Genomic DNA, 26,223 nt, shown 5'->3' on the forward strand with positions numbered 1-26,223 from the left:
TGAGACTTTCTCTTGTCAGTGTGAGAAAATGTAATTGGTTGTGTTATTTTTTTACGATTCGAAACCAAATGTGAACTTCGATCTACTGACATCCTTTACGCACTTGTTCACAATGAACTCCTCTCGTAAATGAATGCACCATGACTTTTTAATGCGGTGCTTGTACAGGCCAATGATACGGATTACTCATCGGACATGCCTACTACCCTTAGTATTTCGCAACAAGATTACGACAGCCTATTAGAAAGGCTACACCAACTCGAAAGTAATCAAAGAGCGATTGACCGTGTCCAAGCCATAATAGAGTTTGACCTTGAAGGCCATATTCTTAGAGCAAACCAGAATTTTTTGAGCATTTTTGGCTACCAAGAAAGCGAAATCATTGGTCAGCACCACAGTATGCTCATGGCACCAGATCAGGTAGATACAGACGCTTATAAAGAATTTTGGGCAATTCTTCGGACAGGCACCTTCCACTCCGGCGAGTTTTCGCGCATTAACAAGCACGGTAGACAAGTTTGGCTACAAGCTTCTTATAACCCCGTATTTGATCGCAATGGCAAGATTTTACGCTACATTAAATATGCTACCGACATTACCCATGCAAAACACCAAGCAGCGGACTTTGAAAGTATTGTTACAGGGCTACATAACGGCCTTACTTTAGTGGAGTTTGACCTTTCGGGTCGGCTCATTAACGCAAATGAAAATTTTCTTGCCCTAATGGGCTACCAACGTGAAGAGTTAATTGGGCAACACCATAGTATCTTGTGTTCACAAGAAGTCGCCCAAAGCGAAAGATACCAGCGCCATTGGGAAAAGTTAAACGCTGGCGAATACTTGACTGGAGAGTACGTTCGCCAGAACAAAAACGGACAAGAAGTGCATATTTATGCCACCTACTGCCCTATTCTTGACCCACAGGGACATCCGACTAGGGTTCTAAAATTTGTCAATGATTTGTCTGAACGTAGAACCATGGAACAAGCACTACGTGCAGCGAAAGAGTCCGCTGAAAGTGCTGCTCAAGCTAAAAACCAATTTTTAGCCAACATGAGCCATGAAATTCGCACGCCCATGAATGCAATCATAGGCTACTCTGAGCTATTACTAGAAGACGAAACGTTACAAGGTGAGCAACGCAAACACGTTTCCACTGTGCATAATTCAGCTTTCTCCCTACTACAATTGCTTAATGACATCCTAGATATGTCCAAGCTTGAGCATGGTTCTGTGCCTTTAGAGATAAAACAGTTCTCCTTACATAAACTCTGCAGCAACGTGCGAGAAACACTATTGCTAAGCGCCCAACAGAAAGGCTTAGAGTTTAATTTGGAATATGAGGCCAGCTTACCTCATTGCTTCCGCGGTGACGCTCATAGAATTCAGCAAATCCTAATTAACCTGCTCGGTAATGCGATTAAATTCACTACCCAAGGTTATGTGCACCTGGTTGTTCGAAAATTAGGTAGCAACATTGAAATTGTCATTGAAGACTCAGGTATTGGCATTTCTCAGGATGGAATAGAAAAAATCTTTTCCCCCTTTGCCCAGGCCGATGCTTCGGTAACCCGTCGCTTTGGTGGCACAGGCTTAGGGACCACTATTTCTTTGCAACTGGCTCGGTTAATGGGCGGTGAAATCACGGTAGACAGTGAAATCGGTAAAGGCAGCCGTTTTGAGCTAACGCTTCCCCTACCAGAATGCAATGAAGAGTTGGAAATTACCAAACAGCGTACGCAGTCACCCTTAAAACAAGCACTGAATATATTAGTTGCCGACGATGTACAGCAAAACCTCGACCTTATGGAGCTTAGGTTAACTCAACTTGGTCATACTATTACTACAACACTCGATGGAGAGCAAGCGTATAAAGCATTCAAATCTGCTACATATGACGTGGTATTGATGGATTTACATATGCCGCATATTGACGGCCTTTCAGCGACTAAAATGATCCGAGCTTGGGAACGCACTGAGCATATAGCAGCCACTCCCATTATTGCTTTAACCGCAAGCGTACAGGAATTAGACAAGCTCAATGCGAGTCAAGCCGGCATGAATGGCTTTTGCTCAAAACCTGTAGAGCTAGACCAGCTAATTATCGAAATAGAACGAGTATTACACGGCGAATCCATTTCAACCTCACCTCCGACAAAACAAGACTCTACCAATCATGATGCCACGATAGACTGGCAATCCGGTGCGCAACGCTGGGGGAGCGAACAAGAACTGAAAAGGCAGATTCGCTATTTTCTAAAAAACATTGTGGATGAATGCGAGCAAGCCTCTCATTTAGAGCATCACCAGCAAGTTGCTTTCGCCCATAAGCTAAAAGGCTCAACCGCGAATCTTAGTTTGAGTAAAGCCTCCAAGCTATGTCTTCAGCTTGAAAAGCAACTAAAATTACAACATGGCGCAGATCATTCAACGCTTAACCCTCTATGGCAAGAGATTATCGATAGCTTAGTGGGTATTCAAGAATGGGTAACAGAGAGCTCACAAGACACCGCTCAAAACTCACTTGAAGCTATATCAATTGACCCGATAAAAGCCAAACAGTTGATAATGAGCTTAGAGAAAGGCGAGATGAACGATGAGTTGCTAGAGGAAATCTGCCTTGAGCTACCCAACGATGAAAGCGAAAAATTACAATCCGCTGTGTTTAACTTCGAGTTCGACGAAGCAATAACACTGATCGATACGATATCAGAAGCGTCACTAAAGAAATCTTAATATGACAACAGAATCAAACATTAGCCCTAGCATGAAACCTTTCAATAAAGATGAGAAGCCCCTCATTTTGATCGTTGACGATGAGCCAACAAACCTTCATGTGCTAAAAAAGATTCTTGAACAAGATTACCGCTTGGCGTTTGCTACAAATGGTAAAAAAGCTCTGAAACTTGCTTATCAAGAGCCTCCTGAGCTGATCTTGCTAGACGTTATGATGCCTGAGATGAGTGGTTTTGAGGTATGTAAACACCTTAAATCTGAAACCTTACTTGCTCATATTCCCATTATTTTTGTGACCGCTCTAACCGATGGCGCCAACGAATCAGATGGTTTAAATGCAGGCGCAGTAGACTATATCACCAAACCTGTAAACCCATCTGTGGTTAAAGCCCGTGTTCATGTTCACCTGAATTCGAACCGTTTAGACGCAATCCACCAATCAAGATTAGAGCTTGTACAAACCTTAGGGCGCGCTGCTGAATACAAGGATAACGAAACTGGACAGCATGTTATTCGAATGAGCCACTATTCGAAGATCATTGCCAAAGCCATTGGCTTTTCAGAGCGCGCGGCGGAAGAACTTTTGCACGCTGCGCCCATGCACGATGTCGGCAAGATAGGCATTCCAGATGCCATCCTGCTCAAACCTGGCCGTTTAAATGACGAAGAATGGCAAGTCATGCGTCAACATACCACTATGGGTGCTGAGATTATTGGCAAACACTCCTCCTCTTTGCTCAAATTGGCTCGCATTATTGCGCTTACTCACCATGAAAAGTGGGATGGCTCTGGCTACCCGGAAGGATTAAAAGGGGAAGAAATTCCTGTAGAAGGGCGAATTATTGCCATTGCCGATGTATTTGATGCTCTTACCAGTGAGAGACCTTACAAAAAAGCTTGGTCAGTAGAAGACGCCGTTCAATTGATCCGCGACGAAGCGGGCAAACATTTTGACCCCGAGCTCGTTAAGGTATTCGAGACCTGCCTTGAAGAGATTTTAATTATTAAAGATAGATGGAAAGACGTACTCCCCAGCTAATAACCCGCTATTTTATTTGCCTCTTTTTTGACCTGTTTTCTTGTTTACGTTAGCGTGTTATCAAACGCTAACATTTAGCTGTCAATATTCACCCTCTGTTATTCGGCAAGGAACAAGTTAATGGCAAACATTCAAACTTATTGTGAGCGCTTACTACTCTGTCTGGGCCTACTTAGCTTGGTTGGCTGTGCAAGTGTACAAAACTACCAGCCAAACTGGGAAAGCGGCAAAGAATACAAACTCACCCTTATTCATACTAGCGATCATCACGGCCACTTCTGGCAAAGTGAACAGGGCGAATATGGCATGGCGGCTCGCGCCACCCTCATCGACAATATTCGTGAAGAGCTGCTATTAGGTGAAGGTAGCGCCCTACTGCTTTCTGCTGGTGACATTAACACAGGTCAATTCGAGTCTGATGTGCTATTTGCTGAGCCCGATTTTAAAGCAATGAAGCTAATGGGCTATGATGCTATGGCGCTTGGAGGCCATGAATTTGACCAGCCGCTCGATGTGTTACAAGAACAACACGCTTGGGCTGGCTTTCCTTTCTTAGCGGCAAATGTTTTGAATGAAAAAAATAACCAACCTCTCTTTGACGCTTACCATATATTCGAAGTTGACACCCTAAAAGTAGCGGTTGTGGGATTTATCAATAAACATGCACTACAACTTGCGCCAACAGAACACCTTGAAGGGATTGAGATTCTGCCTGCGGCTGTGGTGGCCCAAGACCTTATTCCTAAGCTTCGCCAGCAGGCAGACTTAGTCATTGCTCTTACCCAAATGGGCGCTAACAATGTTGAAGAGAGCCAAAAGCTCGCTCAAGCTGTGCCTGGTATCGACATCATGATCACGGGCCAACCCCACGGCGCGTTATCTTCACCAATAACGCAAAACAATACCTTGATTGTACAAGCTGCAGAGTGGGGCAAGCTTGTCGGTAGGTTAGACCTTGTCATCCAAAACGGTAAGGTCACAGACAGCCATCATGAGCTTATTCCTGTTAATGCCTCAGCAGAGCTTGAAGAAAAAGAGAAAACCGCTTGGCAATTGACTGGTGAAGCCTTAGAGCCATCGCCTGAAGTGCTCGAATTACTCACGCCTTACCTAGCATTAGGGCAAGAAGAAATGGGCTATGAAATAGGCTATAACGAAGCGGATTTTAGCGGACAAACCAACGCTTTAACTTATCAAGAAACCCCACTGGCGAACTTGGTTACCAGCGCCATGAAAGAAAAAGTGAAAGCCGATATTGCCATAAGCCACGCAGGGGAAATCCAAGGCGACCTACCTGAAGGCATTATTAACTATTTCAGCGTGCAAGCAGTTTTACCCTCTGCACACACCATTGTATACCTTGAACTGACCAGCAATGAACTCACAAATTACCTGTCTGCCGTTGCTACCTTACCAGCAGGTTCTGAGGCCTTCGCTCACTTTAGCGGTATTGGCTTTACCATGGAAAATGGCACAGCTAAAAAGATTAGCGTCAACGGCACAAAGCTTAGCAACGATGCTCTGTATCGTGTAGCCATTAATCGTTACATGGCACGAGGAAATATGGGGTATCCTGATATGACAAGTCACCCTAGCTACCGTGACTCTGGTTACCTAACGGCTAAAGCACTGGCCGATTATGTACAGATTCATTACCCATTAGAAGCGAACCAATACCGCATTAATAACGCAGTAAAGCGCTAACTAGAAGAACAGAGAGGCCGATAACACATGACTTATCGGCCTTTTCTATTTGAGTACAGGCTATTTTTGGTAGGTTAATGACCAAGTCAGTGGTGTGGGGAGCTTTTCAGATTCCAGCTTAACCGTGAATAACAGCTCGTTGTCACTGATTTGCTGCCAAGTGTTGGTTCGTTTACCACGCTCAGACTCCAGAATCGTGATGATACTGTCGTTTGTTTGCTGCAAGGTGCCAGAAATTTCAATCTTCTCTTCGTCTACTTTGTACACTTCGCCGGCCGCATTAAGAGGAAGCTCATCGGCGTCATTCTCATCACATTGCCATAAAAAACTCTGGCTATTTAAATCCAGCTGCCATTGTTGGCACACTTGAGTTTGCTCTCGCAACACGGGGCGAGCTAATGCTCGAATGAAAAAATTCATTTCTTTTGCCACCCTTTCAACGGCTTCTTCTAATTGGGCCTGAGTGTCGCCAGCATTTACGAGTTTCCATGAGCCAGATACATCAGCAGACCATGCATGGCTGCTGGCTAAAAGTGGCATAATAGCTAAAGCTGTGATGATTTTTTTCACATGTGTCCCCTTATTTTTATTGTTAGGTAGCAGGCATAATCGCAAATATTGTTTACTTTGTGACCTGCAAAAACACGCACAATTACTAACAATTTCGCCCAAATAAGCTTATCAACAAAAAATACAGCCAGCCGGCATTTGCTCGCTCACCTGTTCAGGGGGGATCGGCTTCGAGAAAAAATAGCCTTGGTAACGAACACAACCCACATCGAACAAGAAGTCTCGTTCTTGTTCTGTTTCAACACCTTCTGCCAGCACTTCGAACTGCATTAAGTTGGCCATAGCGACTATGGTGTTTATGATGACCTGACTCTTCGGGTCGTCGGCAACATCCCTTGTGAACGACTGGTCTATTTTTAACTGACTAACAGGAAAATGCTGTAAGTAACGCAAAGAAGAGTAGCCTGTTCCGAAATCATCAATTGAGAAGCGTACACCTAACTCCCGTAACTGATTCATCTTATCTGCGACTAGAGGGATATTCTCTACCAGCATGCTTTCTGTGATTTCAAACTCCAATAAATTAGGGTCTGCTCCAGATTCCGCAATAATATTGCGAGCTAAATTCACAAACTCGGGTTGTGCAAATTGCACGGGGCTAATATTAATCGCCAGTCTTTCGAAGTGAACAGGTAACGCGGCGTCTTGCCATTGCCTTAACTGCTGGCAAGCCTCTTGTAGCACCCAATTACCTATGTCTTTAATGACACCGGTCTCTTCTGCAACAGGTATAAATTTAGCGGGTGATACTGGGCCTAACGTTTCACTATGCCATCGTACCAAGGCTTCTAATCCGACTAAGTTGCCTTTGCTGTCTACTTGTGGCTGATACAACAACTTAAATTCTTGCCCCTCTATAGCAAGTTGCAATGCTTTTTCTAAATCAAGCCTTTCTTTAAGTTGATGTTGCATATCAGGATGATAAAACTGGTAACCGTTACGCCCCTGCTTTTTAGCTTCGTACATGGCCGTATCTGCCTGCTGTAAAACAGGTAAGCTAGTATCATCAGCAGGAAATAAGCTCACGCCGATACTTGCCGATACTCTTAGGTCTGCATTATCAATATTTAGATCGGGAGTCAGCACGGACAATAACTTCTGAGCCAGCTCTTCAGCAAAAGAACAGGCCAGCTCTTTTTTGCGAGTAAAGCTTGGAATAAGCACAACAAACTCATCGCCACCAATGCGCGCAGCAATAGCGTGCTCTGGCAGAATGGCACTTATACGGTCCGCCACTTCGACCAGCACGCTGTCGCCTACATGGTGGCCTAACGTATCATTGATATTTTTAAAGCGATCTAGATCAATGAAAAACACGCCGCCAAACTGCTTATTTGCTGTTGCTAAGGCAATCGCCTCGTTTAGTTTTTCATTAAATAAGCGGCGATTAGGCAAGCTTGTTAGGGTGTCGTAATAGGCAAGCAGGCGCGCTTGCTCTTGGGACTTTTTGCGTAACGTGATGTCTCTGAATGAGGCTAAAAAGTATTTTTGTCCATCCAACACAATAATGCTACCACACACCTCTGCTGGAAAGCTGTCTCCATTCGAACGAGTAAAGTCGGCTTCAAAAGTAGTCGTCTCACCGTGATTCGCTTTGGACCACTTTTGAAACCGCTCTTCAGTCAAATCAGACGACACCTCACATACGCCCATTTTTTGTAACTCTTCTGCCGAATGACCAAGCAAAACACAGGTTCTGTCGTTACAATCACGTATCTTGCCTTCGACATTTGCCAACAACATACACTCGCTAGACTGCTTGAGAACCGCTTTAAAGTAAGCCTCGCTAGTAGCAAGTCTTGACTCTACTTTCTTACGTTTATGCCACAAAGCAACAATGGTTCTAGCAAGAATGCCTATTTCATCATCCCGTGTGACGGCGGGGATAACCGTTTGGTCTAGCCTGCTCTTGTCTTTGTCCAGAATAGATAGGCTTTCAATAAAACGAAAAAGCGGCCTTGTTATCTGTAAATAGAATAAAAATGCCACTGCTCCACCTAATAATAAGACAGACAACAAAATACTAATCACCAAATACCAATTCCTTTCAAGGAAGTGGCTAGTAACAGAAATTTTGTCTAATTTGACTCGAAGGCTGCCCACTACCGCCCCATTAGATCGGATAAGTGGAAATGTGTAGCTTTGCTTCAGCTCGCCAAAAAAGTGCGTGAGCAACCAAGACAAAGAATTAACTTCTTTGGGCCGAGACACTTTCGACAAAGGCCTGCCAATGTCATCTAAAAGCACGGCTTCATAAAATTGATTCGAGGCCATTAAGCCAGAAAGCACCTTACGGCCTAAATTAGCATTTAATTCAAACGCTGCTTCCGTTGCGGTGTCTGCCACTACGTTTAGAAGAGCGCGAGTTTGTGAGTTAATAATGCGCTTTTCATTTTCCCAATCCGTTAGCACTTGCAGGGCACTGAGCACTACGCTAAGAACAAGTAAGAAGGATAAAGTCCATTTTGTTTGTTTATACGATATTCGTTTTCTAAAAGCTAACATGCTACCTCGACAGACCCATTAACTCTCATAACGATTCCATATCGCTTGCCATTGGCCGTTAAGGCGGATTTCCTTTAATCCTTTGTTTAACACCTCTTGCCACTTTTTAGATTCGGGAAAAGCTTTAGAGAAACACACGGCCATACCGCCCACATCGATTCCCTTGACTAGGTGAAAACTCAGCTCTTTTCTTAAGCCTAACTGGTTTGCAAGATAAAGAGCGCTTAAATATTCCGTAAAAAAGACTTCTTGAGGTCTGTTAGCAACAAGGTTCAGCCCTTGCTCCAACCCGCCAACAGTACGATAAGAAAAACCCGCTTTATCAAGGTATTGCCCCTGAGACCACCCATGAACCACATTAATACTGTTAAATTGGCCAAACTCTGTCAGATCAATGCGGTCTTCCAACACACGGCCATGGGGGGCAATAAGAGCATAGCTAGAAGAGACCACTTCATCAGAGAACCAAGCGAACGCTTCGCGTTCAGGTACATGCCGGCATGCTAAGGAACCTAATGTACGGCCTATTTTTACGTCTCTTAAAGTACGTTGCCAAGCATCATCCTTAAATTGCACTTGAACACCTTGGCTGGCATAAGCAGCCCGCACTATCTCAACATCTACCCCGTAGAAACGATGCGGGCTGCTACGCTTTGAGCTTTCGCTTAATTCACTACTATCGATGACATAAGGGGGTTGATGGAGCACATTCAAGATAATAGAGTCGGCCAGAACAGCAAAAGGAAAAACGCACAAAAATAGTGCGAAGATATGTTTCATAGTTCTTTTCACTCCCCTGTTATGAATCCTTATAACGCGCGCCAACTATTAAGATAGAGAAAGATGACAAGCCTGTGTCAGGATATACAAATTTTTAACAAAAATTAACATTTAAAAAACTAAACCGTGTATTAGCAAAAAATAGACCATCACAAACAAGGGCGCGAACTTTTAAGCAAAAAAAATCTAGCCTCGGCTAGATTTTTTTTGCTTAAAAGCAATGACTTAATTTTCAAAAAGCGCTGCTCGTTGCGCTTCAATAATCTCACTGATGCCTTTACGAGCCACAGCCAGCATACCCATCATATGTTCGTCGCTAAAGGCTTCGCCTTCTGCCGTTCCTTGGATCTCGATAAAGCCGCCCTTGTCATTCATGATCACGTTCATGTCGGTTTCAGCATTAGAATCTTCAGGGTAATCAAGGTCCAACACTGGTGTGCCTTTATAAACCCCGACAGAAATCGCCGCAATTTGAGAAACTATTGGGCTTTCTTTAATCTTTTTATTTTCTACCAGAGTTCGCATGGCATCAGCTAGGGCCACAAAACCACCTGTAATAGAGGCTGTGCGGGTACCACCGTCGGCTTGAATAACATCACAGTCGATAGTGATGGTGTTTTCGCCCAATTTTTTTAGATCTACCGCTGCACGTAGAGAGCGACCAATTAAGCGCTGAATTTCTACTGTTCGGCCACCCTGCTTACCGCGAGCGGCTTCTCGGTCCATTCGACTACCTGTAGAACGTGGCAACATACCGTATTCAGCCGTAATCCAACCTTGCCCTTTTCCTTTCAAAAAGCGTGGCACGCCTGGTACCACAGTCGCTGTACAAATCACTTTCGTGTCTCCACATTCGATCAATACTGAACCTTCTGCATGTTTAGTAAAGTTTCTTGTGATCTTAAGGGGGCGTAGTTGATTCACCGCTCTTCCGCTTGGGCGCATATTTATACTCTCTACTGTAATTAACCTTTTAAAGACGCAATTATAACGAACCCTATGGAGCATATGCCACCGTCAGCGAAGAAACTGTTACACTACAGGCAATTTGATTGATCTAATTTCATTATTTTTAATAGGTAACCCAATGACAGCAAGCATGACCGCATTTTCCCGCCAAGAAGCCACTTACGACTGGGGCACCATTAGCTGGGAAGTCCGCTCAGTCAACCAGCGTTATTTAGAGCCAAACTTTCGCTTGCCCGACAACTTCCGTGAATTGGAATTTGCCTTTCGTGATGTGCTGCGTAAAAAACTTAATCGCGGCAAATTAGAATGCCAACTGCGTTTCCAAGCGGTCGACAAAGCCGCCACCAGCCTAAACATCAACACAGACAACGCCCAAGCCCTTGCCAATGCCGTAGACACACTAGGCACTTGGTTCAAAGACCTTAACCCTGCTAACCCACTCGATATTTTAAAGTGGCCCGGCATCCTGACCGACACAGGCACAGACGCAGAGATCATGAAAAACGCCGTCAAAGAACTCTTCCAAAAGAGCGTTGATGAGTTGATTGACATGCGCCTAAGAGAAGGCGAGCAGCTAGTAACCATTATTGAACAACGCCTAGATGCCATTGACGCCATAGTTGAAGAAGTACAAAGCAAACTGCCGGAGATCATCGCTGCACAAAAAGCGAATCTACAAGAAAAGCTAGAAGCCGCTAAAGTGGATCTCGACCCAATGCGGGTAGAAGCCGAAATCGTCTTGCTGGCACAAAAAGCCGACGTAGCCGAAGAACTGGATCGCCTAGCGACGCACACCAAAGAAGTGCGCCGTCAGCTTAAACAAAAAGGCCCCATTGGCCGCCGCCTAGACTTCCTAATGCAAGAACTCAACCGCGAAGCCAACACCTTATCGTCTAAATCCATTGTCGTAGAAACAACCCAAAGCGCCGTGGAATTGAAAGTGTTGATCGAGCAGATGAGGGAGCAGATTCAGAATATTGAATAGGTTCCTAGGTAGAAAGTTACCCGTTCAAGAATGTCTTAAAGCCCTGTATTACCTTGTGAAGAATGAAGTGACCCCAATAGTTGGACTATCCAATTACTGGGAGTCTTTTTATATCTACACACAGCAGGGAGTTTAAGCTTGCGGTAGCTAAGCTGGGCTCAATCTCAAAGTTCACGAGAACTTAGTCTTCAGTTCGGGGCCTTCAAGAAACAAAACAAACCACCCATCGTAACCTTTAAGCCAGTATGACTGACGCCTCTGCATTTCAGTACGCGTCGGTTCTCATTTTAGCGTAGCGATATGCTTCGCAAATGTGTTTCGATTGCTTCAATCATCGATCGGGTAAGGGGTAAATGCGCTTTTTCTTTCGCCCATACCTCATGAAAACCAGCTACGGTTTGCTTGGCAGTATCTAATACCAATTTTTCTGGTAGCATGGCTTTAGCCGCTAAATGCGATAACTCATCCAGTGTGAAGTCACTGAATTTCTTACTACGACTCACCTTCAGCGATGCACTATCATCGGGTATATAAGGAATGGTCGAGACAAAGTCATAAGCAGGTGCAATGGATGCGGTGCGCTTGTCTTTGTAAATCAAAGACCAATTTTTCAAATGCATATCCGCATTGCCAATTAGGGTATTGAACACCAATCGACGGGTAAATTCTGCAATGTCTTCGTCTTGACCTTCGATACCGATAACCTGAGCAATATTGCGCATACTGGCTTTTTTGTATTTATCTTGAGGATAAACACCAAAAACTTGCGCAAAATCTTCAATATGTACGGTTTGATCACCTGCACGATCAAAACGCTTGATCACAAACGCACTGTCACCAAATTTGCCAATACCATCTGGGATATTAGCAATCTGGTTAATCGGGAGTAGCTGCGTTTCTGGCACATCCATTCCCAACATTCGAGCCAATTCCATCATCGAATATTCATTTTCTGGCACAGCGTCAAATCGAGACGATGGCAATTTTACAATCCAAGAGCCGCCTTGACCGGTTGCTGGAATAGTCAAACCACCGTTTGCCTGTTGTACGGCTGAAAACTTTAACTGTACACCCGCTAGTGAAAAGCGCATTGGGGCTTCAGATTTCGTGTCATCATCTATACCTTGATGCACATTTGGCGGGAGTGCTTCACCATCAGCGGATTCAACCGTGATCGCACCAGCTAAATCCTGCCCTAACACCCACAATAGAAAAAATTCTCGCGCGGGGGTCACTCCTGCACGCTCTGCTAGGTAGTTGCGCATGGTTTCTTCTGGCAAAAGGTTAGAAAAAAACGGAGTTAACTTGGTCTGGGTCGGTTTAAAGTTGGTCAGCAAGCCTCCTAGCGAATCTTTAAAACCCAGCCCTAATACAGGCCGTGATTCGTCATTAATGTACGAATCCATAAAGGCAAATAGCGTTCTGTCATTGCCCACGTTAGTGATCGTTGCGATGGGTTCACCGTAGAGTAAAACTTTGAGCGTAGAAACATAACTAGTCATCGTCGCCTTCCTCTAGCTGATATGCGGGCGAGATTTGCTCACCTTCATAGCTGATCCCTTGACTGCTTCGAATGATCGACTTGATGGCAGGAACTGACTTTTTAGGCGCAACCAATAGCTCTAGATCGAGTACTCGGGCAAGTGCAATCAGACTGGACAGCCTTAAATCAACGCCGCCAGACTCGATTTTCGAAATATGACTTTGGGGCACCCCCGAACGCGCGCTTAACTCTCTTTGGCTAAACCCCTTGCGTACTCGAGCTTCCCGTAGGCTTTCTAGTATCTGCTCTGTTACATAGCTCATTTCGATACGCCTTAATGCATCAATTAGGAATAATTATATGCAAAAACATATCAATCTAATCTCAAAAATACAAGAATGATTAGCTATTATATATCACAAAGCGCTTATCGATATGTGGTTATAGATAAATCATAACGCGCGAGCTCACTTACCATGGGCAGTTTGGACACACTTCCCCATGCATTTCGCCTTTGTCTAAAACAGGAAAGCGCGCTACCTTGCACCCCGAGCAACAAAACCGAGCTTTTTGCCTGCCCAGTTCGCCAGAGCAAATGGGTAAATCGTGCATGGGGTTATTACTGAGTGGTTTAAGAAAAGACAACGGAAAACGAAACGGCAACATGATCAGCCACCAGATTAACCTAGCGCTGCTGCACCACCTTTGTGGGCCGGAGAATAATGTGTGGTTGAAAGCGAATATGGTGCCATAACTCATTACGGCACCAAAAATTAGAAGCCTGAAAAAAGAGTAACCCCTCACAGGGCGCTGTTCAGACGGGTAGCGGGAGGGGTGTTGTTGATGCGATTTTAATATCAAAAGCGCGAAATAGCTCGATATTATTTGATGTCGCTTTTTAGTTACTGTTTGCTAAATTGCACAGTTGGTAAAACAACCCTTGGCAAACGCAGTCGTTCACATTGAGTACTTAAGAACTCGCGCCAATAAGGCCAAACATGGTAGCTAGCATTTTTCAGTGCAAATTCATCAATCGATTCCTGCTCTAGTTCTGCTGCGACTTGGTATTCTGCAATAAAGTCTGCTTCAACAAAGGCTTTAATATCAGGATCGCCATTTTCCTTAGGATTCACCCAACGAGTCCCCAAACGGATATAAATGCGTACCAGATGGCCATCGCCATCAATATCGATCAATTCACTTCGAAGAACAACATGCATTTGTTGCACTAACAATGCTTCAATTTCCGTGGATTTTGGGTCAAAGTCTTCAACACACTTAGCTTGGCACGATTTAACGTATACATCCTGTATCACTAAAGCATCAATAGCCTGTTGTAACGATTTTGATACTTTTTTAACCATAACACGCCTCTAGTTCGAGTTCGTGCGATGCAACAATTCTCGTCTTTCGAGCAGTAGATGAAAAATCCACTACAGCTACATTTTTCCAGCTTGTCTGGATATTACGCTCAACACCCGCATCCAACATTAACTTATCTAAAGCAGCCGGCACTTCCGCCGCTAAACGGAGCAGTTTATCCATTGCGTCTGATTGCATCACATCGTCTGATTCGTACTTGGAAAACGCAACAGGGCCACCACCAAACACTTTTGCAGCATCAGCCTGTTTTAAGCCCCAGCGTTTACGCAAGACCTGGAGTTCATTACCCGTTAACAAGCCTTGCACCTGCTTTTTAAAAGCAATCATTGCACGCTTGTTAAAGCGAGCTTCAGCAGTACCAGCCTGTTCACTGCCGCAGCAATCACACACTGCATACTGGCTGTCAATTTGGCCTTGCTGACCTAAATGCTCAACTGTAACCCTCTCGGTATGGAGAGTTAATTGGCCCATCTCACAAAGTGGACAAGTTTGACTATTCATCACATATCCTCAGCGCGACAAATGACAAGAAACCAGTAATAACAATTTACCTGTCTTGCCTATCGCAAATTTCACATAGTATTCGTAGCGCATTTCTTTATGCGCATACTCCACCCATTCATTTCTAAACAGCCGATAACTATCACATGCAGCCCAAGAAATAGCCTTATCAGTTTGACCAACTATACACCATTCTGATTTTAGGTAACTTCCTGAACTCAGAGCGGCACAAACTAGCTGTTTAACATCATCAATATCGAATCCCATTGTCTGAACATCTTTTCTACAACGTTCAGTCAATAGCTTAGTGTTGTCACCAGCGGTTGAGAGCAATGCCATAACCAACTCTGATGAATAAAGAGGCCCTTCTGCGATATAGATTCTGTCACTGCCAACTTCATTAGGTGGCTGCTCATCAATATAGGCGCTTACATTTATCACATTATTTACCATAATGGTAATTTAATCCAGTTAAAGTTGAACATTTAGCCTCACACCATTGCCGCTTCGTACACTTTTTCAACCTCGGCAAACTTAGTGACGCTCTCTAGGCGAGTTAAGGTTGTGAGTTTCATCGAGTTTTTCATTGGGCGGTGCGGCACGTTGGTCACTGGCGTTTGTAGTGATAGCGGTTTGCCAAGCTCAAATAAATAATACAAATCAGCAGAACCTGACTTCTTACCCGCTTGATCTTCGGTAATGGCGTAGCGTGGTAACACGGTGACTCGTTTAACCGGCCAAAGTTTGTCAATTTGCTTGGTTGAGCTTTGAGTGTCTGAGGTAGACGCCAACGCTAAATAGCGAATTTCCTCGGCAATATGCTGCTTAAATTTCTGCAAAAACGTGCTTTGCGGCAGGTGATACCACTGCGCTGTTCCTTGCTCAAATTGTTCAAAGTAGCCATTATCACGACCACGTTGCCCACCCAATGCCACTGTCATATCAACTAGCCTACCGCTAATTTAGCAGCTTGTTGCCACATAAAATTCGGCATAGGCTGCTTTAGTTTCCAGGTAATATTCATAGGTTGAGAGCCTGTGTGTGATACATATTCCACTTCACCATAATTAACAAAGCCCATGGTTCGACCATATTCGTCTTTGGTTTGCTCACGAACAAAAAGAAATAAACGTTTGGCTATTTTTTGATGCTGTACGTAGTCCAAACCTCGTCCACGATCTGGTCTTGCACTGTTTTGCGACTGCCAATGGAAGAGTCGCTCATTTATTGCGTAATCGTGGTACATGGTGGTTGGTGAGAACTGCTTTTCATTTTTATCTAAGGTGACAAACATGAGTTCTATATTTTGCTCTTGTATCACAAATACACCTTCACGAGCCGGCGGCTTCACTGCAAACGTTATTGCACCAAATGCCACTAATATTTGCTCTCTTGCATAGCGCGCATGCAACCTCAATGGAACATCAGGCAAACCATATATTGCTAGTTGCTCATGCTTGGTTTGTGAAAGCTGCCAATTAAGCACATCTATTAATTCTGATTTTAAATCAGGATAGTTCAATTGAGATAAACTACGTTCAAGTGATTCAAACCCACACTCCGCCCCTACTTTTTGCCAAAAGTCGTAATGGCACATCAAAGCCTGTCGGTCGTTCACATTCTCAATAACAAAGTTTTTTTGGCAAAGTTGTTTTAAGAAACTTAAATAGACATGATCATCACAAGTCAGGATTCTGTTGTAGATAGCTTTTCTAAGCACTTTCAGTAGACTTTCATCTGACGAACTTTCGCGGATTTCGTCTTTGGCTCTTTGAACAAGCTGCGACCAACTCCCTCGCTTATAGAGCTCATTCAAGTCGATATGAGGGTTTAGGGCTATAAAATTCGATAATGTTAATGGCAGGTTAGAATGCTGAGGATATTGACGAATCATTGCGACTAGACGCGTCAATGTTAACGAAGCTTGGCGAATGTTACTCAACACCATTTCTTGAGTGCGTTTACTTAATTCAATTCGGCAACCTAGTGGGGCATGAGGAAACCCTTGCTTTATCTCATCACCAATGGCTTGATTACTTTTCCCCACCAAGGCTCGGAATTTATTCGAAAAATCATATTCAGGGCGTGAGTTACCAACAAAATCTAACACGGTACAACACTCTTTTCCCTCAGCTAAGCGCAGACCTCGACCAAGCTGCTGCAAGAAAATCGTTAGACTTTCTGTTGGCCTTAAAAACAACAATGTATCTACCTCTGGGATATCGACTCCTTCATTAAAAATATCGACAACGCAAAGAATATTGATGCTTCCCGAACGAATAGCCTGCTGCTTTTGCTGTCTATCGTGACTATTGTCACTGGTCAATACATCCGCTTTAATGCCTTTAAGCAATAACTGTTGAGCCATGTATTGAGCGTGCTCTTTACTTACGCAGAAAGCCAATGCTTTCATTCTACTAATGTCTGTCAGTATCTCCTGCATACTCTGTAAAATTTTGTCGAAGCGCGCTTGGTTGTGGGTGTAAAGGCTAGTCAGCTGAGCAATATCATAGCGCCCTCGACTCCAAGATATGCTGCGGAGATCGGTATCATCATCGATTCCAAAATACTGGAATGGCGATAAGTGGCGACGATTGATCGCTTCTGGTAGACGAATCTCAGCTGCAATCACACCACCAAAATCAGCCAGAATATCCCCCCCATCATGGCGCTCCGGTGTAGCGGTGAGACCGAGCAATATGGAGGGTGTAAAATATTCCAGCAGAGCACGATAACTAGTAGCAGAAATATGATGTACTTCATCAATAACAATGTAGTCATAATAGTCAGCGGTTAGATTAAGCTGATCCAGCTGATTGTTTAACGTTTGAATTGAGACAAATAGTTGACGATAGTGCTCAGGTGTATGTCCACCGACCCACAACTCACCAAAAGCTCCGTTTCTCAAAACTCCCTGATAAGCCGCTCTGGCTTGTTTTAATATCTCTTCTCGATGAGCAACAAACAGGAACTTGGCTTGTGGCTTCTCTTTAATGAATCGTGCGAAATCAAAAGCTGAAATTAGCGTTTTTCCAGTGCCTGTAGCCGCAACCACTAAATTTCGAAACCTCTGATGAACGCTTCTTTCAACTGCCAGTTGTTCTAAAATGTCACTTTGATGAGGAAACGGGGATATATCAAAGAAATGCGACGGGCTGGATTCATAGTTGCCGCGTTGTTGACTCAAGGCTTTTTTTAGCTTTTCACTACAGTTCACATCACCACTAAAGTGCTCAAAATCATTGGACGCCCAGTAAGTCTCGAAAGTACTTAATGATTTATTAATAATATGAGGGATTTCTTGAGATGTGATTTTTAAATTCCACTCTAGGCCGTTGGTTAAGGCTGAGTGCGAAAGATTAGATGAACCGATATAGCCTGTATGGAAGCCCGTATCACGTAAAAATAGGTAACTCTTAGCATGTAAACGCTCGCGTTCTGTGTTGTAACTCAACTTAACTTCAGTGTTTGGCAAACTCGCCAAATACTCAACCGCTTTCGCGTCAGTCGCTCCCATATACGACGTGGTAATAATTTTTAACTCTCGACCACTAGAAGTAAATGCTTCCAACTCCTCACGAAAAATACGGATACCAGCCCATTTAATGAAAGAAACCAGCCAGTAGATTTTGTCCGCTGAAAGAATTTCCCGTTTCAGCTCGGACTCAAGTGTTAGCCCTGCATTATTTCCGCAGAAAAGCTCACTCTGAGTTACCCCTGTAAGAGGAAATATATCTTCAATATATTTCTTTAAATCAGCCGCTATAGGGTTCTCTAAATCGTATAACGCGGTCAGAATTTTCCCTTGGCTATGAAGCAAATTATCTTCAATAAAGCCATCGTCTTGAATCTGATCTTTTAACCAAAGTAATAATTGATTAGATAATTCAATCTGATGTTGTAAGCGATCATCACCTGAAGGTATCGCGTCTATTGCATGCTCAAGAATATTTGACAGGAAACGGGACAACCAGACTGAAGCCTCATTACTGCTGAGTTCACGCTCACCGATATAGAAACGCTCTCTATCAATACGACTAGAGATAAGCTTAGTGATTAACTGCTCATAAATCCCGACTTGTTGCATGACATTCCTTTTATTCTAATGGCTGGATCAATAACAACATTGATTTGTACCTCAGTTTTACCGCCAATCCATTTTGTGATCCCGCATTTCAACTAAGTTTTACTTGCCCAATGTCTTCAGTGTTCTCAACACATTACTGATTGCTCGACCGGTAAGCGTTGCCAACTCAGTTACCGATTGCGGTTGTTGCTCGGCAATTACTTTTAACAACTGCCGGTTTTCTTTCGACAGCACAATGGCCACTGATTTAAGGGTGTCGAACCAAATATCGATGGGGTAATCGGGGTCGGGCGCTTGCCCATTAATCCCAATCAAGCAGCGCGATTGTTTTGCGTTTTTCATTGCTTTACTCGCATAGCTTACTCGAATTCTTTGCTCACTAGATTCCCTAGCAAGTAGATAAAACAGCGATTGGTCAACAAAAAGACTGTACGATTATACATAACCTTACATCTTATCAACTACTGATAAGGCCGCAAGGATATTTCCCGTTTAGGTTGATATCGCTCACCGTATTCAGAAAGTACTCAAGCGATATTATCTTTGTTGAACCTCAAGTCTCGCTGGGTATTCATGTTAACTGCCGACCGTTAGACGTAAACGAGCACGCGCTTTTCTCTTCTCACTTCGGTCAAACGCTAATCCGCTGCTGACGTGCTGGGTGTACTGAGTTTGTGGGTAATTCTGTGGTTAGGTTCATCGTTACTATGTTTTCCCAAATAAGCCTCACTGATCTGTTAAGTTCTCTTAGGAGTTTGCCCTGCTATTATTAAAGAGTTAAACGGACGCAGTAGGCAAATAAATGCCCAGATCGTGCAGCTTTTTGAGGGTACAGGTCGCTACTTGCCTCAGTTTGTAGATAGTGCCCAAAACAATAAATGCTCTGTGGGCAGGGTTAGTGTGTGCTTAAGTGGCGTGAACTAAGGCTTTGCCCAGACTGCCCCAGATGCCCAAGGAATAGTGTGCTGCTTTGAAGCTCCCTACTCAAATCCCTGTATCGGTGAGTCGTTTGGATTAAGAGTTGATATGTTGAGTGTATCGACACATAAAAAACTTATGTCGAAATAAAGAAAAAAAATCGACATATAAAATTGATATGTCGATATAAAATGGAAATTTAAACATGACCTGGCAAGCAGAGCAGCCTTACAACCAATTACCCACATTACCGCCAAATCTAAATTCCATAGAAACGAAGGCCGTTCTGAAAGCCTGTATTTCTGCACGCGCCGCTGTAGCAGAATTAAAAAAGGCAGGGGAACTCATACCTAACCAAAGCATGCTAATTAACTTATTTCCCTTGCTGGAAGCAAAAGACAGTTCAGAAATTGAAAATATCGTCACCACTACCGATAAGCTTTTTCAGTATGCGCTAGAAGATAAAGGCGCTGATCATGCAACAAAGGAAGCTTTACGCTACAGAACAGCGTTATATCAAGGTTATATACAACTTGAAAGAAAGCCGCTTTGCACAGCGACTGCCATTGAAGTATGTAGTAGGTTAAAGCACTCTGAAATGGATATTCGTAAAGTACCGGAGGCTTTTATAGGCAACCAGACGACTGGAGAAATTATCTATACCCCGCCTGCGGGAGAGAGCGTTATCCGCGACTTGTTAACTAACTGGGAGCGATTTCTTCATGAAGACGATGATATAGATCCATTAATTAAGATGGCTGTTAGCCATTATCAATTTGAAGCTATACATCCATTTTATGATGGGAATGGTCGAACAGGACGTATTTTAAATGTTTTGTATCTTATTGAGTGCGGTCTTTTAACACTACCTATTTTGTACTTAAGCCGTTTCATCGTTCATAACAAACAAGACTATTATCGCCTATTGAACCAAGTGACCAAAGATCAGAATTGGGAAGATTGGCTGTTATTTATGCTAAAAGGTGTCGAGCAAACTGCCATATGGACTAGTGATAAGATCACAGCGATTAGGGCACTTATGGAAAGTACAACCGATTACATAAAAGCACAGCTTCCTAAAATATATAGCTATGAGCTAGTTCAGCTTATTTTTGAACAACCCTACTGCCGTATCAATAATCTAGTTGAACGTGACATTGCAAAACGCCAAACTGCTTCAACGTATTTAAAACAGTTAGCGGATATTGGTGTGCTGCAAGAAATAAATTCCGGTAAGGAAAAATTATTTGTACACCCGCGATTGATGACGTTAATGACAAAAGATAGTAATAGTATCAACGCATTTTGAGCGTAAAAATGGCAAAGCTATGTTGACGGAACATCGTGCTCGATAAAGCCCTTCAAAACTGCTATTTTTAAACCCTAGCAGCAGCGTAAAAACGGCACTGTTTTCCATTGCCAACCACTAAGATTTAGTAAAAGCCATAAGCAAGTGGTGGGCAGTTTGGTGGGCAAACAGGCATTTTTGAACGATTTCTTTTCGGTAAATCATTGAGTTTGTTAGGATCTAGTCCGCTGCTCAATGAGCAGATTCAGAATATTGGGTCATATTTTTAAAACCTCTTCGACTTGAGGCAAAGTCAATTGACTAAATTCAAGGTGAATCAGACATGATGCTAAAAGAGAAGCTTATACAAGAAACGCTTTTACTCCTGCCAGACGTTAGACTGATTTATCTATTTGGCTCACAGGCAAGCGGCCATGCTAACAGCAACAGCGATATTGATATCGCTATTCTTTTAGACAGAAAAGTAGCTCCTGTAAAACGCTTCGACCTGCAAGAATCTCTTGCGATAAAGTTAAATAAAGATATTGATTTAGTTGACCTTCTATCTGCTTCTACAGTTATGCAGAATCAAGTGATACAGCATGGCGAACTTATCTATGGTGACGAAACAACATGCTGCCAATTTGAAATGCAAGTACTCTCCATGTATCAACACCTTAACGATGAGAGAGCCGAAATTTTGCAGGAATATACGAAATGAATGATGCCATTATTAATAAATTTGCCACTATTGAGCGCTGTATTAAGCGAATTAAAGAGGTATATGAACAATCAAAAGATCACTTTGATAGTGACTACACAAGCCAAGATTCCGTTATCCTTAATTTACAGCGAGCTTGCGAAGCCAGCATTGATGTTGCCAATATCATTAACAAACAACACCGAACAGGTATTCCCCAAAGCGGACGTGACAGTTTTGAACTATTAAAAAAAGCCGGATTTATTTCTCCACTGCTGGCTGAAAATTTACAAAAGATGGTTGGTCTTCGCAATATTGCCGTTCACGACTACCAAACACTTAACTTAGAAATTGTTAAGCATGTGATCGAGCACCGGCTAGGTGAATTTGAAGAATTTGTTACTACCATTAAGAAAACTTAGGGTTTCGATCAACTTAATTCGGAAATGTTTTCAGTTTTTTAGAATGGCAAAGGCTTTTCTAGTAATACGAAACCCAAGCGATTAAAGCCCGCTTCTACGAAGCGGCGTGTTTTTTTACTTCTTGCAAGCATGCATTTTTCTATTTTTAACGAGTCGGCTCAACCTAAATCAATCAAGCCGCCTTGTAATGCTAGCGTTGCTTTCACACATTCTTCCACACATTTAATCAAGTCTTGCACTAAGGTGGGCGGTTTGGATTTGTTCGGCCATAATGCGTAAACAGGTCGAGTGAAGATACGCTCTGAGTCGTATTGAATTTTTCCTGGCAGCTCAGTTTGCAAGTCGGCTATTTCTGTCATGGGTAGCAAGCCAACGCCCGCCCCAGAAGCCACCAACTTGCGCACTAATGTAATATCATTGGCAAGGGTTTTATTACTGTACTGTTGCTCAATTTGTAATAAGGCAGCGCCTGGAAACTGGGTGTTTGAATAAGGCATGATTAGCCTATCTCGATTTTTACAATCCCGCCTTGAGACCAAACAAACCGCAATATCTGCGATTCTTTTTTGGTAGAAAGATGAGTCTTTTTGCTCCCCCACACGTATAGCTAAGTCAAACGACGTCTGGCTCAAAAGTACATTAGCGTTCGCCGACTCCACAACTACGTCTAGACCACTTTGCTTTCGTAAAAAAGCTTCAATAGCGGGATACAACTGCCCTGTCACTAAGTTTTGTGGGCAATGAAGCACAAAAGACATGGCTACTTTTTTGGAACTTTGGTTCACGGCTTGATGAAGGTTTAATGTGGTATCACCAAACTGTTCAAACAACTCCTTGCCAAAACTGGTCAGTTTGACCCCCCTAGAAGACCGTATCAGCAAGGACTCCCCTAATTTTTCTTCCAGCAATAAGATGCGCTTCGACAAAGTGGGCGCGGTGATTTTTAGATCATGGGCCGCTTTTGAATAACTGCCCCGACGAGCGACTTCAACAAATATTAAAAAGTCATCCAGCATGAGGTTTTCCGCAATCTTAGTTTTCCAAAGCTCGTATAGCAGACAACACGAGGGCTACGTACAGTATACAGACAGGAGGAGACCTTATGACAAGACTAATTTTCACCGTCCTTTTTTCAGGCTCAATGTCCGCCCTTGTGTCGGCATGGGTCACTTATATCAACCTAGGGATGCCAGAAGATTTTATGCACCGATGGGGCATCGCTTTTATCAATGCTTGGCCAGCTTCTTTTACTGCTGCCTACCTTTTAAGCCCTCCAATGATGGCTATTTCAAAACATTTAACCAAAAAATTCATACCCCAAAAGGAGAAAAGCAATGCTTAATATTGTGGCATTTATTACACCCAAAAAAGAGCTTTATGAAGAAAGCCGAGATAGGCTTAAAAGCATTCTATTACCCACCACTGAGGAGCCAGGGTGCCTGCGTTTCGAATTGTATGAAAGCAAAGCAACAGGCCAACTTGTTTTAGTTGAAACCTGGACAGATCAAGCAGCCCTTGATGAGCACTATGCTCAGCCTTACATTGCAGAGGTCTTTTATTTTTATCAGAATGCTTTGGAAAAAGAGCCAGAAATTCACAAACTCGATCCGATCAAAGTATAAAACAGTATAGAAATAATGTATGGCGGTGATGAACACCGCCATTTTTCTTAAAGCTCAAGCTTTTTCCAATTAAGTGAAGTTTTGTCTCCTAACAATAGCGATTGCTTTAGCTTTTGTTTTAGCTGGGGCATTTGCGCCATCATGGCATCATAACCGGCTTGAATCGCTGCACTTTTGTCTGAAAACAGCCCCGCCTCGGCAGGTTCATAGTTTGGCCGCACAAGAATATCTGCGCTCTGAATCTCGGGTTCACTCAACCGACAAGCCAGTAAACGAAAGGCGGCTAATTGCATTTTCATGGACGTCACTTCTGCTGAAGGTTGATTACCACAATATATGTCTACCGCTATCACAATGTCTGCCCCCATCGATCTGGCATACTCAACGGGAACCACATGTAAAACACCACCATCTACAAGTAAATGGTCGTTATGCTCAACCGGGATAAAAGCTCCAGGAATGGTCGACGAGGTCTGTACGGCTTGCCCTGGGTTACCATCGCGTATCAAGATAGATTTAAAGTCGGTCATGTCTGTGGCTGTAATACCAATGGGTATCGGCATTTGCGAAAGCTGTTGTTGCGGAACCGACTGATTAACCCACTCAGCAAGCTTTTGTCCATTCACAATTCCACGCCGAGAAATCACAAAATCTGTAATAGCTAGCTCATTCAAATCGTCTATGATGATTTCTAATTCTTCATAGGGCTGACCCGAGGCATACAAGGTCGCCGCAACAGAGCCTGCAGAGGACCCAGTGACCAAATCTGCTTTTATTTGATTTTCTTCTAACGCTTTTATAACTCCCAAATGCATATAGCCACGTACACCGCCCCCTCCGAAGGCAATAGCAAGAGAGTGGTTTTGCCAAGGCTCAAACTGAGCATCATTTTTGCTCACCAGCTCTAGGTCTTGGTACTGGTTACTGCGGGCACAACCATGCAATATTATTGATAGCAAAACGAGAAAAATATACTGTTTCTTCATAGACTTAAAACGATTATTTGTGGGTTATTAGTAAAAGTAATACCGAGCACCTAAGGTAGTAGAGGTAACGAATTTGTTGAGCCCAGAAAACAAGTAAGTTGGCGTGATTTCAGCAAACCAAGCCAGCTGACTATGGGTTACAACTTCTATACCTAACGGCAACCTCACGCCCCAATGCTCACCCCGCTGTTGCCAAGGCTCAATGCCACTATGACTCGCATTTTTTAGGTAGAGCAAACCAACGCCAGCATAAGCAACTGGGCCCTGGCCTATTAGCGAAGTGGTATGAGAGTGATATAAGTGAGCGTCAAACAACACTCTGTGTGTTTTTTCTAAATCAGTGTACACACCTAAACTTAGACTAAAATTCTCGAAATAAGCTTTATCTGTGTACAACCAGTCGTCTTCATCATAATACGCAAGGCCTGCACCAAAGTGCTGCTCTGCAAAGGAAAAATTTGGCAAGCACAGTAAAGCCACAAATAATCCAATTGCTTGGCGCCTCATGCGTTCCTCCGATGGTCCCAACTAAGCATTAACACAACTTTAAAGAACCCAAGCGAACAAAAACAGGTGAATAGCTCTTAATAAATTGCCTATTCGTCTCACTCTGTTGAGGCGAGATAAATTCAGTGCTATTTTTTAAATATGAGTAAAGCCAAGATAGAAACATTAATAAAAGACACCATTTCACAAGACGGGCTAGTTCAGACCCACGTTAAAGGTGTGCAGCTTTTTCGGGTAACTGAAGCCCACCGTTGCGCTCCCGCAGTGTATGAACCGTCTATCGTCGCTATTGTAAGTGGTAAGAAAGAAGCCATCTTAGACGGCCAATCTTATGTGTACGATAGTAGTCAATATATGTGCTGCTGTTTATCTATGCCGGTAGAAGCAGGTACACCGCAGGCCTCCCCTGAATCACCACTTTTAGGAGCTTATATCGCTCTCGATACAAAGTTAATGGCTGACATTGCCATTAGTATACAAAGCACACCTGGACACCAGCGAACACTCCAAAAAGACCAACTTACTCAAGGTTTATCTCTCGCACATTGGGATGATAACTTTACCGATGCTCTGCTTAGGTTGCTGGAGCTAAGCTGCCACAAAGCCGACTCTGCGGTATTAGGAAATGGTCGTCTGAAAGAGCTGTATTACACGGTTTTAAAAGGAGAAGCAGGCTTATCTGTACTGCAGTCTTTTGGCGTTGGTAATGATATCGCTAGAGTCATTGAGGCGTTTTCTGGGCGTCTAAGCGATACGCTAACCATTGAAGAAATGGCTGCTGAGGTAGGTATGAGCCGCGCGGTCTTTCATCGCAAGTTTAAGCAAGCGACCAGTATGTCACCCATACAATTCATTAAGTCTATGCGCCTAAATACCGCAGCCATGCAAATTGCAGGCGGAAAAAGTGTTAGCGAAGCGGCCTATGAAGTCGGTTATGTGAGCCCGTCCCAATTTAACCGTGAGTTTAAAAGACTTTATGGTCAACCACCAAGGCAATGGAGCCAAGCGAAGTGGCCAACTACAGCTAACCTACGGTAA

Annotated in this window: 26 protein-coding genes; 11 read left to right on the forward strand and 15 right to left on the reverse strand. The window is 43.4% G+C overall.

The genetic code is table 11. The features are described from left to right. Nucleotides 1-195 precede the first annotated feature (195 nt). From ACYVGZ_RS12675 to ACYVGZ_RS12685, 3 genes are all read left to right on the forward strand, one after another. Nucleotides 196-2,736 (forward strand): PAS domain S-box protein, encoded by a 2,541-nt coding sequence (locus ACYVGZ_RS12675; protein ID WP_460756154.1) that lies wholly within the window; start codon nucleotides 196-198, stop codon nucleotides 2,734-2,736. 1 nt (nucleotide 2,737) lies between these two features. Beyond that, a complete protein-coding gene (locus tag ACYVGZ_RS12680; RefSeq protein WP_460756157.1) occupies nucleotides 2,738-3,775 on the forward strand; it encodes an HD domain-containing phosphohydrolase in 1,038 nt (345 codons plus the stop codon). Nucleotides 3,776-3,895: 120 nt separating this feature from the next. After that, complete coding sequence (locus ACYVGZ_RS12685; RefSeq protein ID WP_460756160.1) at nucleotides 3,896-5,479, forward strand: 5'-nucleotidase C-terminal domain-containing protein; 1,584 nt, start codon at nucleotides 3,896-3,898, stop codon at nucleotides 5,477-5,479. A gap of 60 nt (nucleotides 5,480-5,539) precedes the next feature. Here ACYVGZ_RS12685 and ACYVGZ_RS12690 read toward each other — a convergent pair whose 3' ends face one another. The 4 genes from ACYVGZ_RS12690 to rph form a co-directional block, all read right to left on the reverse strand. Next, nucleotides 5,540-6,049, reverse strand: coding sequence for a hypothetical protein (locus tag ACYVGZ_RS12690; protein ID WP_460756163.1), 510 nt, complete (start codon nucleotides 6,047-6,049; stop codon nucleotides 5,540-5,542). 111 nt (nucleotides 6,050-6,160) lie between these two features. Continuing rightward, nucleotides 6,161-8,554, reverse strand: a complete 2,394-nt coding sequence (locus ACYVGZ_RS12695) for a sensor domain-containing protein (protein ID WP_460756166.1) — start codon at nucleotides 8,552-8,554, stop codon at nucleotides 6,161-6,163. A gap of 18 nt (nucleotides 8,555-8,572) precedes the next feature. Then, entirely contained in the window at nucleotides 8,573-9,334 is a 762-nt protein-coding gene (locus tag ACYVGZ_RS12700; protein WP_460756169.1) for a substrate-binding periplasmic protein, read from the reverse strand. A 225-nt stretch (nucleotides 9,335-9,559) separates the two neighbouring features. Next, the gene (rph, locus tag ACYVGZ_RS12705) at nucleotides 9,560-10,279 is read right to left on the reverse strand and encodes a ribonuclease PH (RefSeq protein ID WP_460756172.1); all 720 of its coding nucleotides are present in this window, start codon (nucleotides 10,277-10,279) and stop codon (nucleotides 9,560-9,562) included. A gap of 142 nt (nucleotides 10,280-10,421) precedes the next feature. Between rph and ACYVGZ_RS12710 the strand changes: the two genes are divergently transcribed. Further along, nucleotides 10,422-11,288 carry a YicC/YloC family endoribonuclease gene (locus tag ACYVGZ_RS12710; RefSeq protein WP_460756175.1) on the forward strand — a complete coding sequence of 289 codons (867 nt, stop codon included), beginning with the start codon at nucleotides 10,422-10,424 and terminating at the stop codon, nucleotides 11,286-11,288. A gap of 287 nt (nucleotides 11,289-11,575) precedes the next feature. Here the strand turns inward: ACYVGZ_RS12710 and ACYVGZ_RS12715 are convergent, their stop codons facing one another. Further along, a complete protein-coding gene (locus tag ACYVGZ_RS12715; protein ID WP_460756178.1) occupies nucleotides 11,576-12,790 on the reverse strand; it encodes a type II toxin-antitoxin system HipA family toxin in 1,215 nt (404 codons plus the stop codon). Beyond that, nucleotides 12,783-13,094, reverse strand: a complete 312-nt coding sequence (locus ACYVGZ_RS12720) for a helix-turn-helix domain-containing protein (RefSeq protein ID WP_460756181.1) — start codon at nucleotides 13,092-13,094, stop codon at nucleotides 12,783-12,785. Before ACYVGZ_RS12720 ends, ACYVGZ_RS12715 begins: the two co-directional genes overlap by 8 nt. 191 nt (nucleotides 13,095-13,285) lie before the next feature. Here ACYVGZ_RS12720 and ACYVGZ_RS12725 point away from each other — a divergent pair, with 191 nt between their 5' ends. Beyond that, nucleotides 13,286-13,525 (forward strand): hypothetical protein, encoded by a 240-nt coding sequence (locus ACYVGZ_RS12725; protein WP_460756184.1) that lies wholly within the window; start codon nucleotides 13,286-13,288, stop codon nucleotides 13,523-13,525. Nucleotides 13,526-13,673: 148 nt separating this feature from the next. Here ACYVGZ_RS12725 and ACYVGZ_RS12730 read toward each other — a convergent pair whose 3' ends face one another. The 6 genes from ACYVGZ_RS12730 to ACYVGZ_RS12755 form a co-directional block, all read right to left on the reverse strand. After that, nucleotides 13,674-14,135: a hypothetical protein gene (locus ACYVGZ_RS12730; RefSeq protein ID WP_460756187.1), complete on the reverse strand. Its 462-nt coding sequence runs from the start codon at nucleotides 14,133-14,135 to the stop codon at nucleotides 13,674-13,676. Beyond that, on the reverse strand, nucleotides 14,128-14,655 hold the full coding sequence (locus ACYVGZ_RS12735; RefSeq protein WP_460756190.1) for a type II toxin-antitoxin system MqsA family antitoxin: 528 nt from the start codon (nucleotides 14,653-14,655) through the stop codon (nucleotides 14,128-14,130). The genes ACYVGZ_RS12730 and ACYVGZ_RS12735 overlap by 8 nt, the downstream gene beginning before the upstream one ends. Nucleotides 14,656-14,664: 9 nt before the next feature. Then, nucleotides 14,665-15,096, reverse strand: a complete 432-nt coding sequence (locus tag ACYVGZ_RS12740) for a hypothetical protein (RefSeq protein ID WP_460756193.1) — start codon at nucleotides 15,094-15,096, stop codon at nucleotides 14,665-14,667. 50 nt (nucleotides 15,097-15,146) lie between these two features. Next, on the reverse strand, nucleotides 15,147-15,596 hold the full coding sequence (locus tag ACYVGZ_RS12745; RefSeq protein ID WP_460756196.1) for a hypothetical protein: 450 nt from the start codon (nucleotides 15,594-15,596) through the stop codon (nucleotides 15,147-15,149). 5 nt (nucleotides 15,597-15,601) lie between these two features. Beyond that, on the reverse strand, nucleotides 15,602-18,742 hold the full coding sequence (locus ACYVGZ_RS12750; RefSeq protein WP_460756198.1) for a DUF3427 domain-containing protein: 3,141 nt from the start codon (nucleotides 18,740-18,742) through the stop codon (nucleotides 15,602-15,604). Between the two features lie 99 nt (nucleotides 18,743-18,841). Further along, complete coding sequence (locus ACYVGZ_RS12755) at nucleotides 18,842-19,084, reverse strand: HVO_A0114 family putative DNA-binding protein (RefSeq protein ID WP_460756202.1); 243 nt, start codon at nucleotides 19,082-19,084, stop codon at nucleotides 18,842-18,844. Nucleotides 19,085-19,865: 781 nt separating this feature from the next. Between ACYVGZ_RS12755 and fic the strand changes: the two genes are divergently transcribed. The 3 genes from fic (at nucleotide 19,866) to hepT (ending at nucleotide 22,070) form a co-directional block, all read left to right on the forward strand. Then, nucleotides 19,866-20,969, forward strand: coding sequence for a protein adenylyltransferase Fic (gene fic / locus ACYVGZ_RS12760; RefSeq protein ID WP_460756204.1), 1,104 nt, complete (start codon nucleotides 19,866-19,868; stop codon nucleotides 20,967-20,969). A 322-nt stretch (nucleotides 20,970-21,291) separates the two neighbouring features. Beyond that, on the forward strand, nucleotides 21,292-21,669 hold the full coding sequence (gene mntA, locus ACYVGZ_RS12765; protein ID WP_460756207.1) for a type VII toxin-antitoxin system MntA family adenylyltransferase antitoxin: 378 nt from the start codon (nucleotides 21,292-21,294) through the stop codon (nucleotides 21,667-21,669). Continuing rightward, nucleotides 21,666-22,070 (forward strand): type VII toxin-antitoxin system HepT family RNase toxin, encoded by a 405-nt coding sequence (gene hepT, locus ACYVGZ_RS12770; RefSeq protein WP_460756209.1) that lies wholly within the window; start codon nucleotides 21,666-21,668, stop codon nucleotides 22,068-22,070. The genes mntA and hepT overlap by 4 nt, the downstream gene beginning before the upstream one ends. A gap of 158 nt (nucleotides 22,071-22,228) precedes the next feature. Here the strand turns inward: hepT and ACYVGZ_RS12775 are convergent, their stop codons facing one another. Further along, the gene (locus ACYVGZ_RS12775) at nucleotides 22,229-23,086 is read right to left on the reverse strand and encodes a LysR family transcriptional regulator (RefSeq protein ID WP_460756212.1); all 858 of its coding nucleotides are present in this window, start codon (nucleotides 23,084-23,086) and stop codon (nucleotides 22,229-22,231) included. A gap of 86 nt (nucleotides 23,087-23,172) precedes the next feature. Here ACYVGZ_RS12775 and ACYVGZ_RS12780 point away from each other — a divergent pair, with 86 nt between their 5' ends. Beyond that, nucleotides 23,173-23,412, forward strand: a complete 240-nt coding sequence (locus ACYVGZ_RS12780) for a DUF2798 domain-containing protein (RefSeq protein ID WP_460756214.1) — start codon at nucleotides 23,173-23,175, stop codon at nucleotides 23,410-23,412. After that, nucleotides 23,405-23,692: a putative quinol monooxygenase gene (locus ACYVGZ_RS12785; protein WP_460756217.1), complete on the forward strand. Its 288-nt coding sequence runs from the start codon at nucleotides 23,405-23,407 to the stop codon at nucleotides 23,690-23,692. The genes ACYVGZ_RS12780 and ACYVGZ_RS12785 overlap by 8 nt, the downstream gene beginning before the upstream one ends. A gap of 47 nt (nucleotides 23,693-23,739) precedes the next feature. Here ACYVGZ_RS12785 and ACYVGZ_RS12790 read toward each other — a convergent pair whose 3' ends face one another. Continuing rightward, the gene (locus tag ACYVGZ_RS12790) at nucleotides 23,740-24,678 is read right to left on the reverse strand and encodes a patatin-like phospholipase family protein (protein ID WP_460756220.1); all 939 of its coding nucleotides are present in this window, start codon (nucleotides 24,676-24,678) and stop codon (nucleotides 23,740-23,742) included. Nucleotides 24,679-24,705: 27 nt separating this feature from the next. Beyond that, a complete protein-coding gene (locus tag ACYVGZ_RS12795) occupies nucleotides 24,706-25,185 on the reverse strand; it encodes a hypothetical protein (RefSeq protein WP_460756223.1) in 480 nt (159 codons plus the stop codon). A gap of 141 nt (nucleotides 25,186-25,326) precedes the next feature. Here ACYVGZ_RS12795 and ACYVGZ_RS12800 point away from each other — a divergent pair, with 141 nt between their 5' ends. Beyond that, complete coding sequence (locus ACYVGZ_RS12800) at nucleotides 25,327-26,223, forward strand: AraC family transcriptional regulator (RefSeq protein WP_460756225.1); 897 nt, start codon at nucleotides 25,327-25,329, stop codon at nucleotides 26,221-26,223.

This window comes from Marinomonas epiphytica, from assembly GCF_054780655.1.

Bases quoted from the DNA above. Each gene is read 5' to 3' on its own strand.
- ACYVGZ_RS12675 (WP_460756154.1), top strand. From the start codon at position 196: ATGCCTACTACCCTTAGTATTTCGCAACAAGATTACGACAGCCTATTA.
- ACYVGZ_RS12680 (WP_460756157.1), top strand. From the start codon at position 2,738: ATGACAACAGAATCAAACATTAGCCCTAGCATGAAACCTTTCAATAAA.
- ACYVGZ_RS12685 (WP_460756160.1), top strand. From the start codon at position 3,896: ATGGCAAACATTCAAACTTATTGTGAGCGCTTACTACTCTGTCTGGGC.
- ACYVGZ_RS12695 (WP_460756166.1), bottom strand. From the start codon at position 8,554: ATGTTAGCTTTTAGAAAACGAATATCGTATAAACAAACAAAATGGACT.
- ACYVGZ_RS12700 (WP_460756169.1), bottom strand. From the start codon at position 9,334: ATGAAACATATCTTCGCACTATTTTTGTGCGTTTTTCCTTTTGCTGTT.
- rph (WP_460756172.1), bottom strand. From the start codon at position 10,279: ATGCGCCCAAGCGGAAGAGCGGTGAATCAACTACGCCCCCTTAAGATC.
- ACYVGZ_RS12710 (WP_460756175.1), top strand. From the start codon at position 10,422: ATGACAGCAAGCATGACCGCATTTTCCCGCCAAGAAGCCACTTACGAC.
- ACYVGZ_RS12715 (WP_460756178.1), bottom strand. From the start codon at position 12,790: ATGACTAGTTATGTTTCTACGCTCAAAGTTTTACTCTACGGTGAACCC.
- ACYVGZ_RS12720 (WP_460756181.1), bottom strand. From the start codon at position 13,094: ATGAGCTATGTAACAGAGCAGATACTAGAAAGCCTACGGGAAGCTCGA.
- ACYVGZ_RS12730 (WP_460756187.1), bottom strand. From the start codon at position 14,135: ATGGTTAAAAAAGTATCAAAATCGTTACAACAGGCTATTGATGCTTTA.
- ACYVGZ_RS12735 (WP_460756190.1), bottom strand. From the start codon at position 14,655: ATGAATAGTCAAACTTGTCCACTTTGTGAGATGGGCCAATTAACTCTC.
- ACYVGZ_RS12745 (WP_460756196.1), bottom strand. From the start codon at position 15,596: ATGACAGTGGCATTGGGTGGGCAACGTGGTCGTGATAATGGCTACTTT.
- ACYVGZ_RS12750 (WP_460756198.1), bottom strand. From the start codon at position 18,742: ATGCAACAAGTCGGGATTTATGAGCAGTTAATCACTAAGCTTATCTCT.
- ACYVGZ_RS12755 (WP_460756202.1), bottom strand. From the start codon at position 19,084: ATGAAAAACGCAAAACAATCGCGCTGCTTGATTGGGATTAATGGGCAA.
- fic (WP_460756204.1), top strand. From the start codon at position 19,866: ATGACCTGGCAAGCAGAGCAGCCTTACAACCAATTACCCACATTACCG.
- mntA (WP_460756207.1), top strand. From the start codon at position 21,292: ATGATGCTAAAAGAGAAGCTTATACAAGAAACGCTTTTACTCCTGCCA.
- hepT (WP_460756209.1), top strand. From the start codon at position 21,666: ATGAATGATGCCATTATTAATAAATTTGCCACTATTGAGCGCTGTATT.
- ACYVGZ_RS12775 (WP_460756212.1), bottom strand. From the start codon at position 23,086: ATGCTGGATGACTTTTTAATATTTGTTGAAGTCGCTCGTCGGGGCAGT.
- ACYVGZ_RS12780 (WP_460756214.1), top strand. From the start codon at position 23,173: ATGACAAGACTAATTTTCACCGTCCTTTTTTCAGGCTCAATGTCCGCC.
- ACYVGZ_RS12785 (WP_460756217.1), top strand. From the start codon at position 23,405: ATGCTTAATATTGTGGCATTTATTACACCCAAAAAAGAGCTTTATGAA.
- ACYVGZ_RS12790 (WP_460756220.1), bottom strand. From the start codon at position 24,678: ATGAAGAAACAGTATATTTTTCTCGTTTTGCTATCAATAATATTGCAT.
- ACYVGZ_RS12795 (WP_460756223.1), bottom strand. From the start codon at position 25,185: ATGAGGCGCCAAGCAATTGGATTATTTGTGGCTTTACTGTGCTTGCCA.
- ACYVGZ_RS12800 (WP_460756225.1), top strand. From the start codon at position 25,327: ATGAGTAAAGCCAAGATAGAAACATTAATAAAAGACACCATTTCACAA.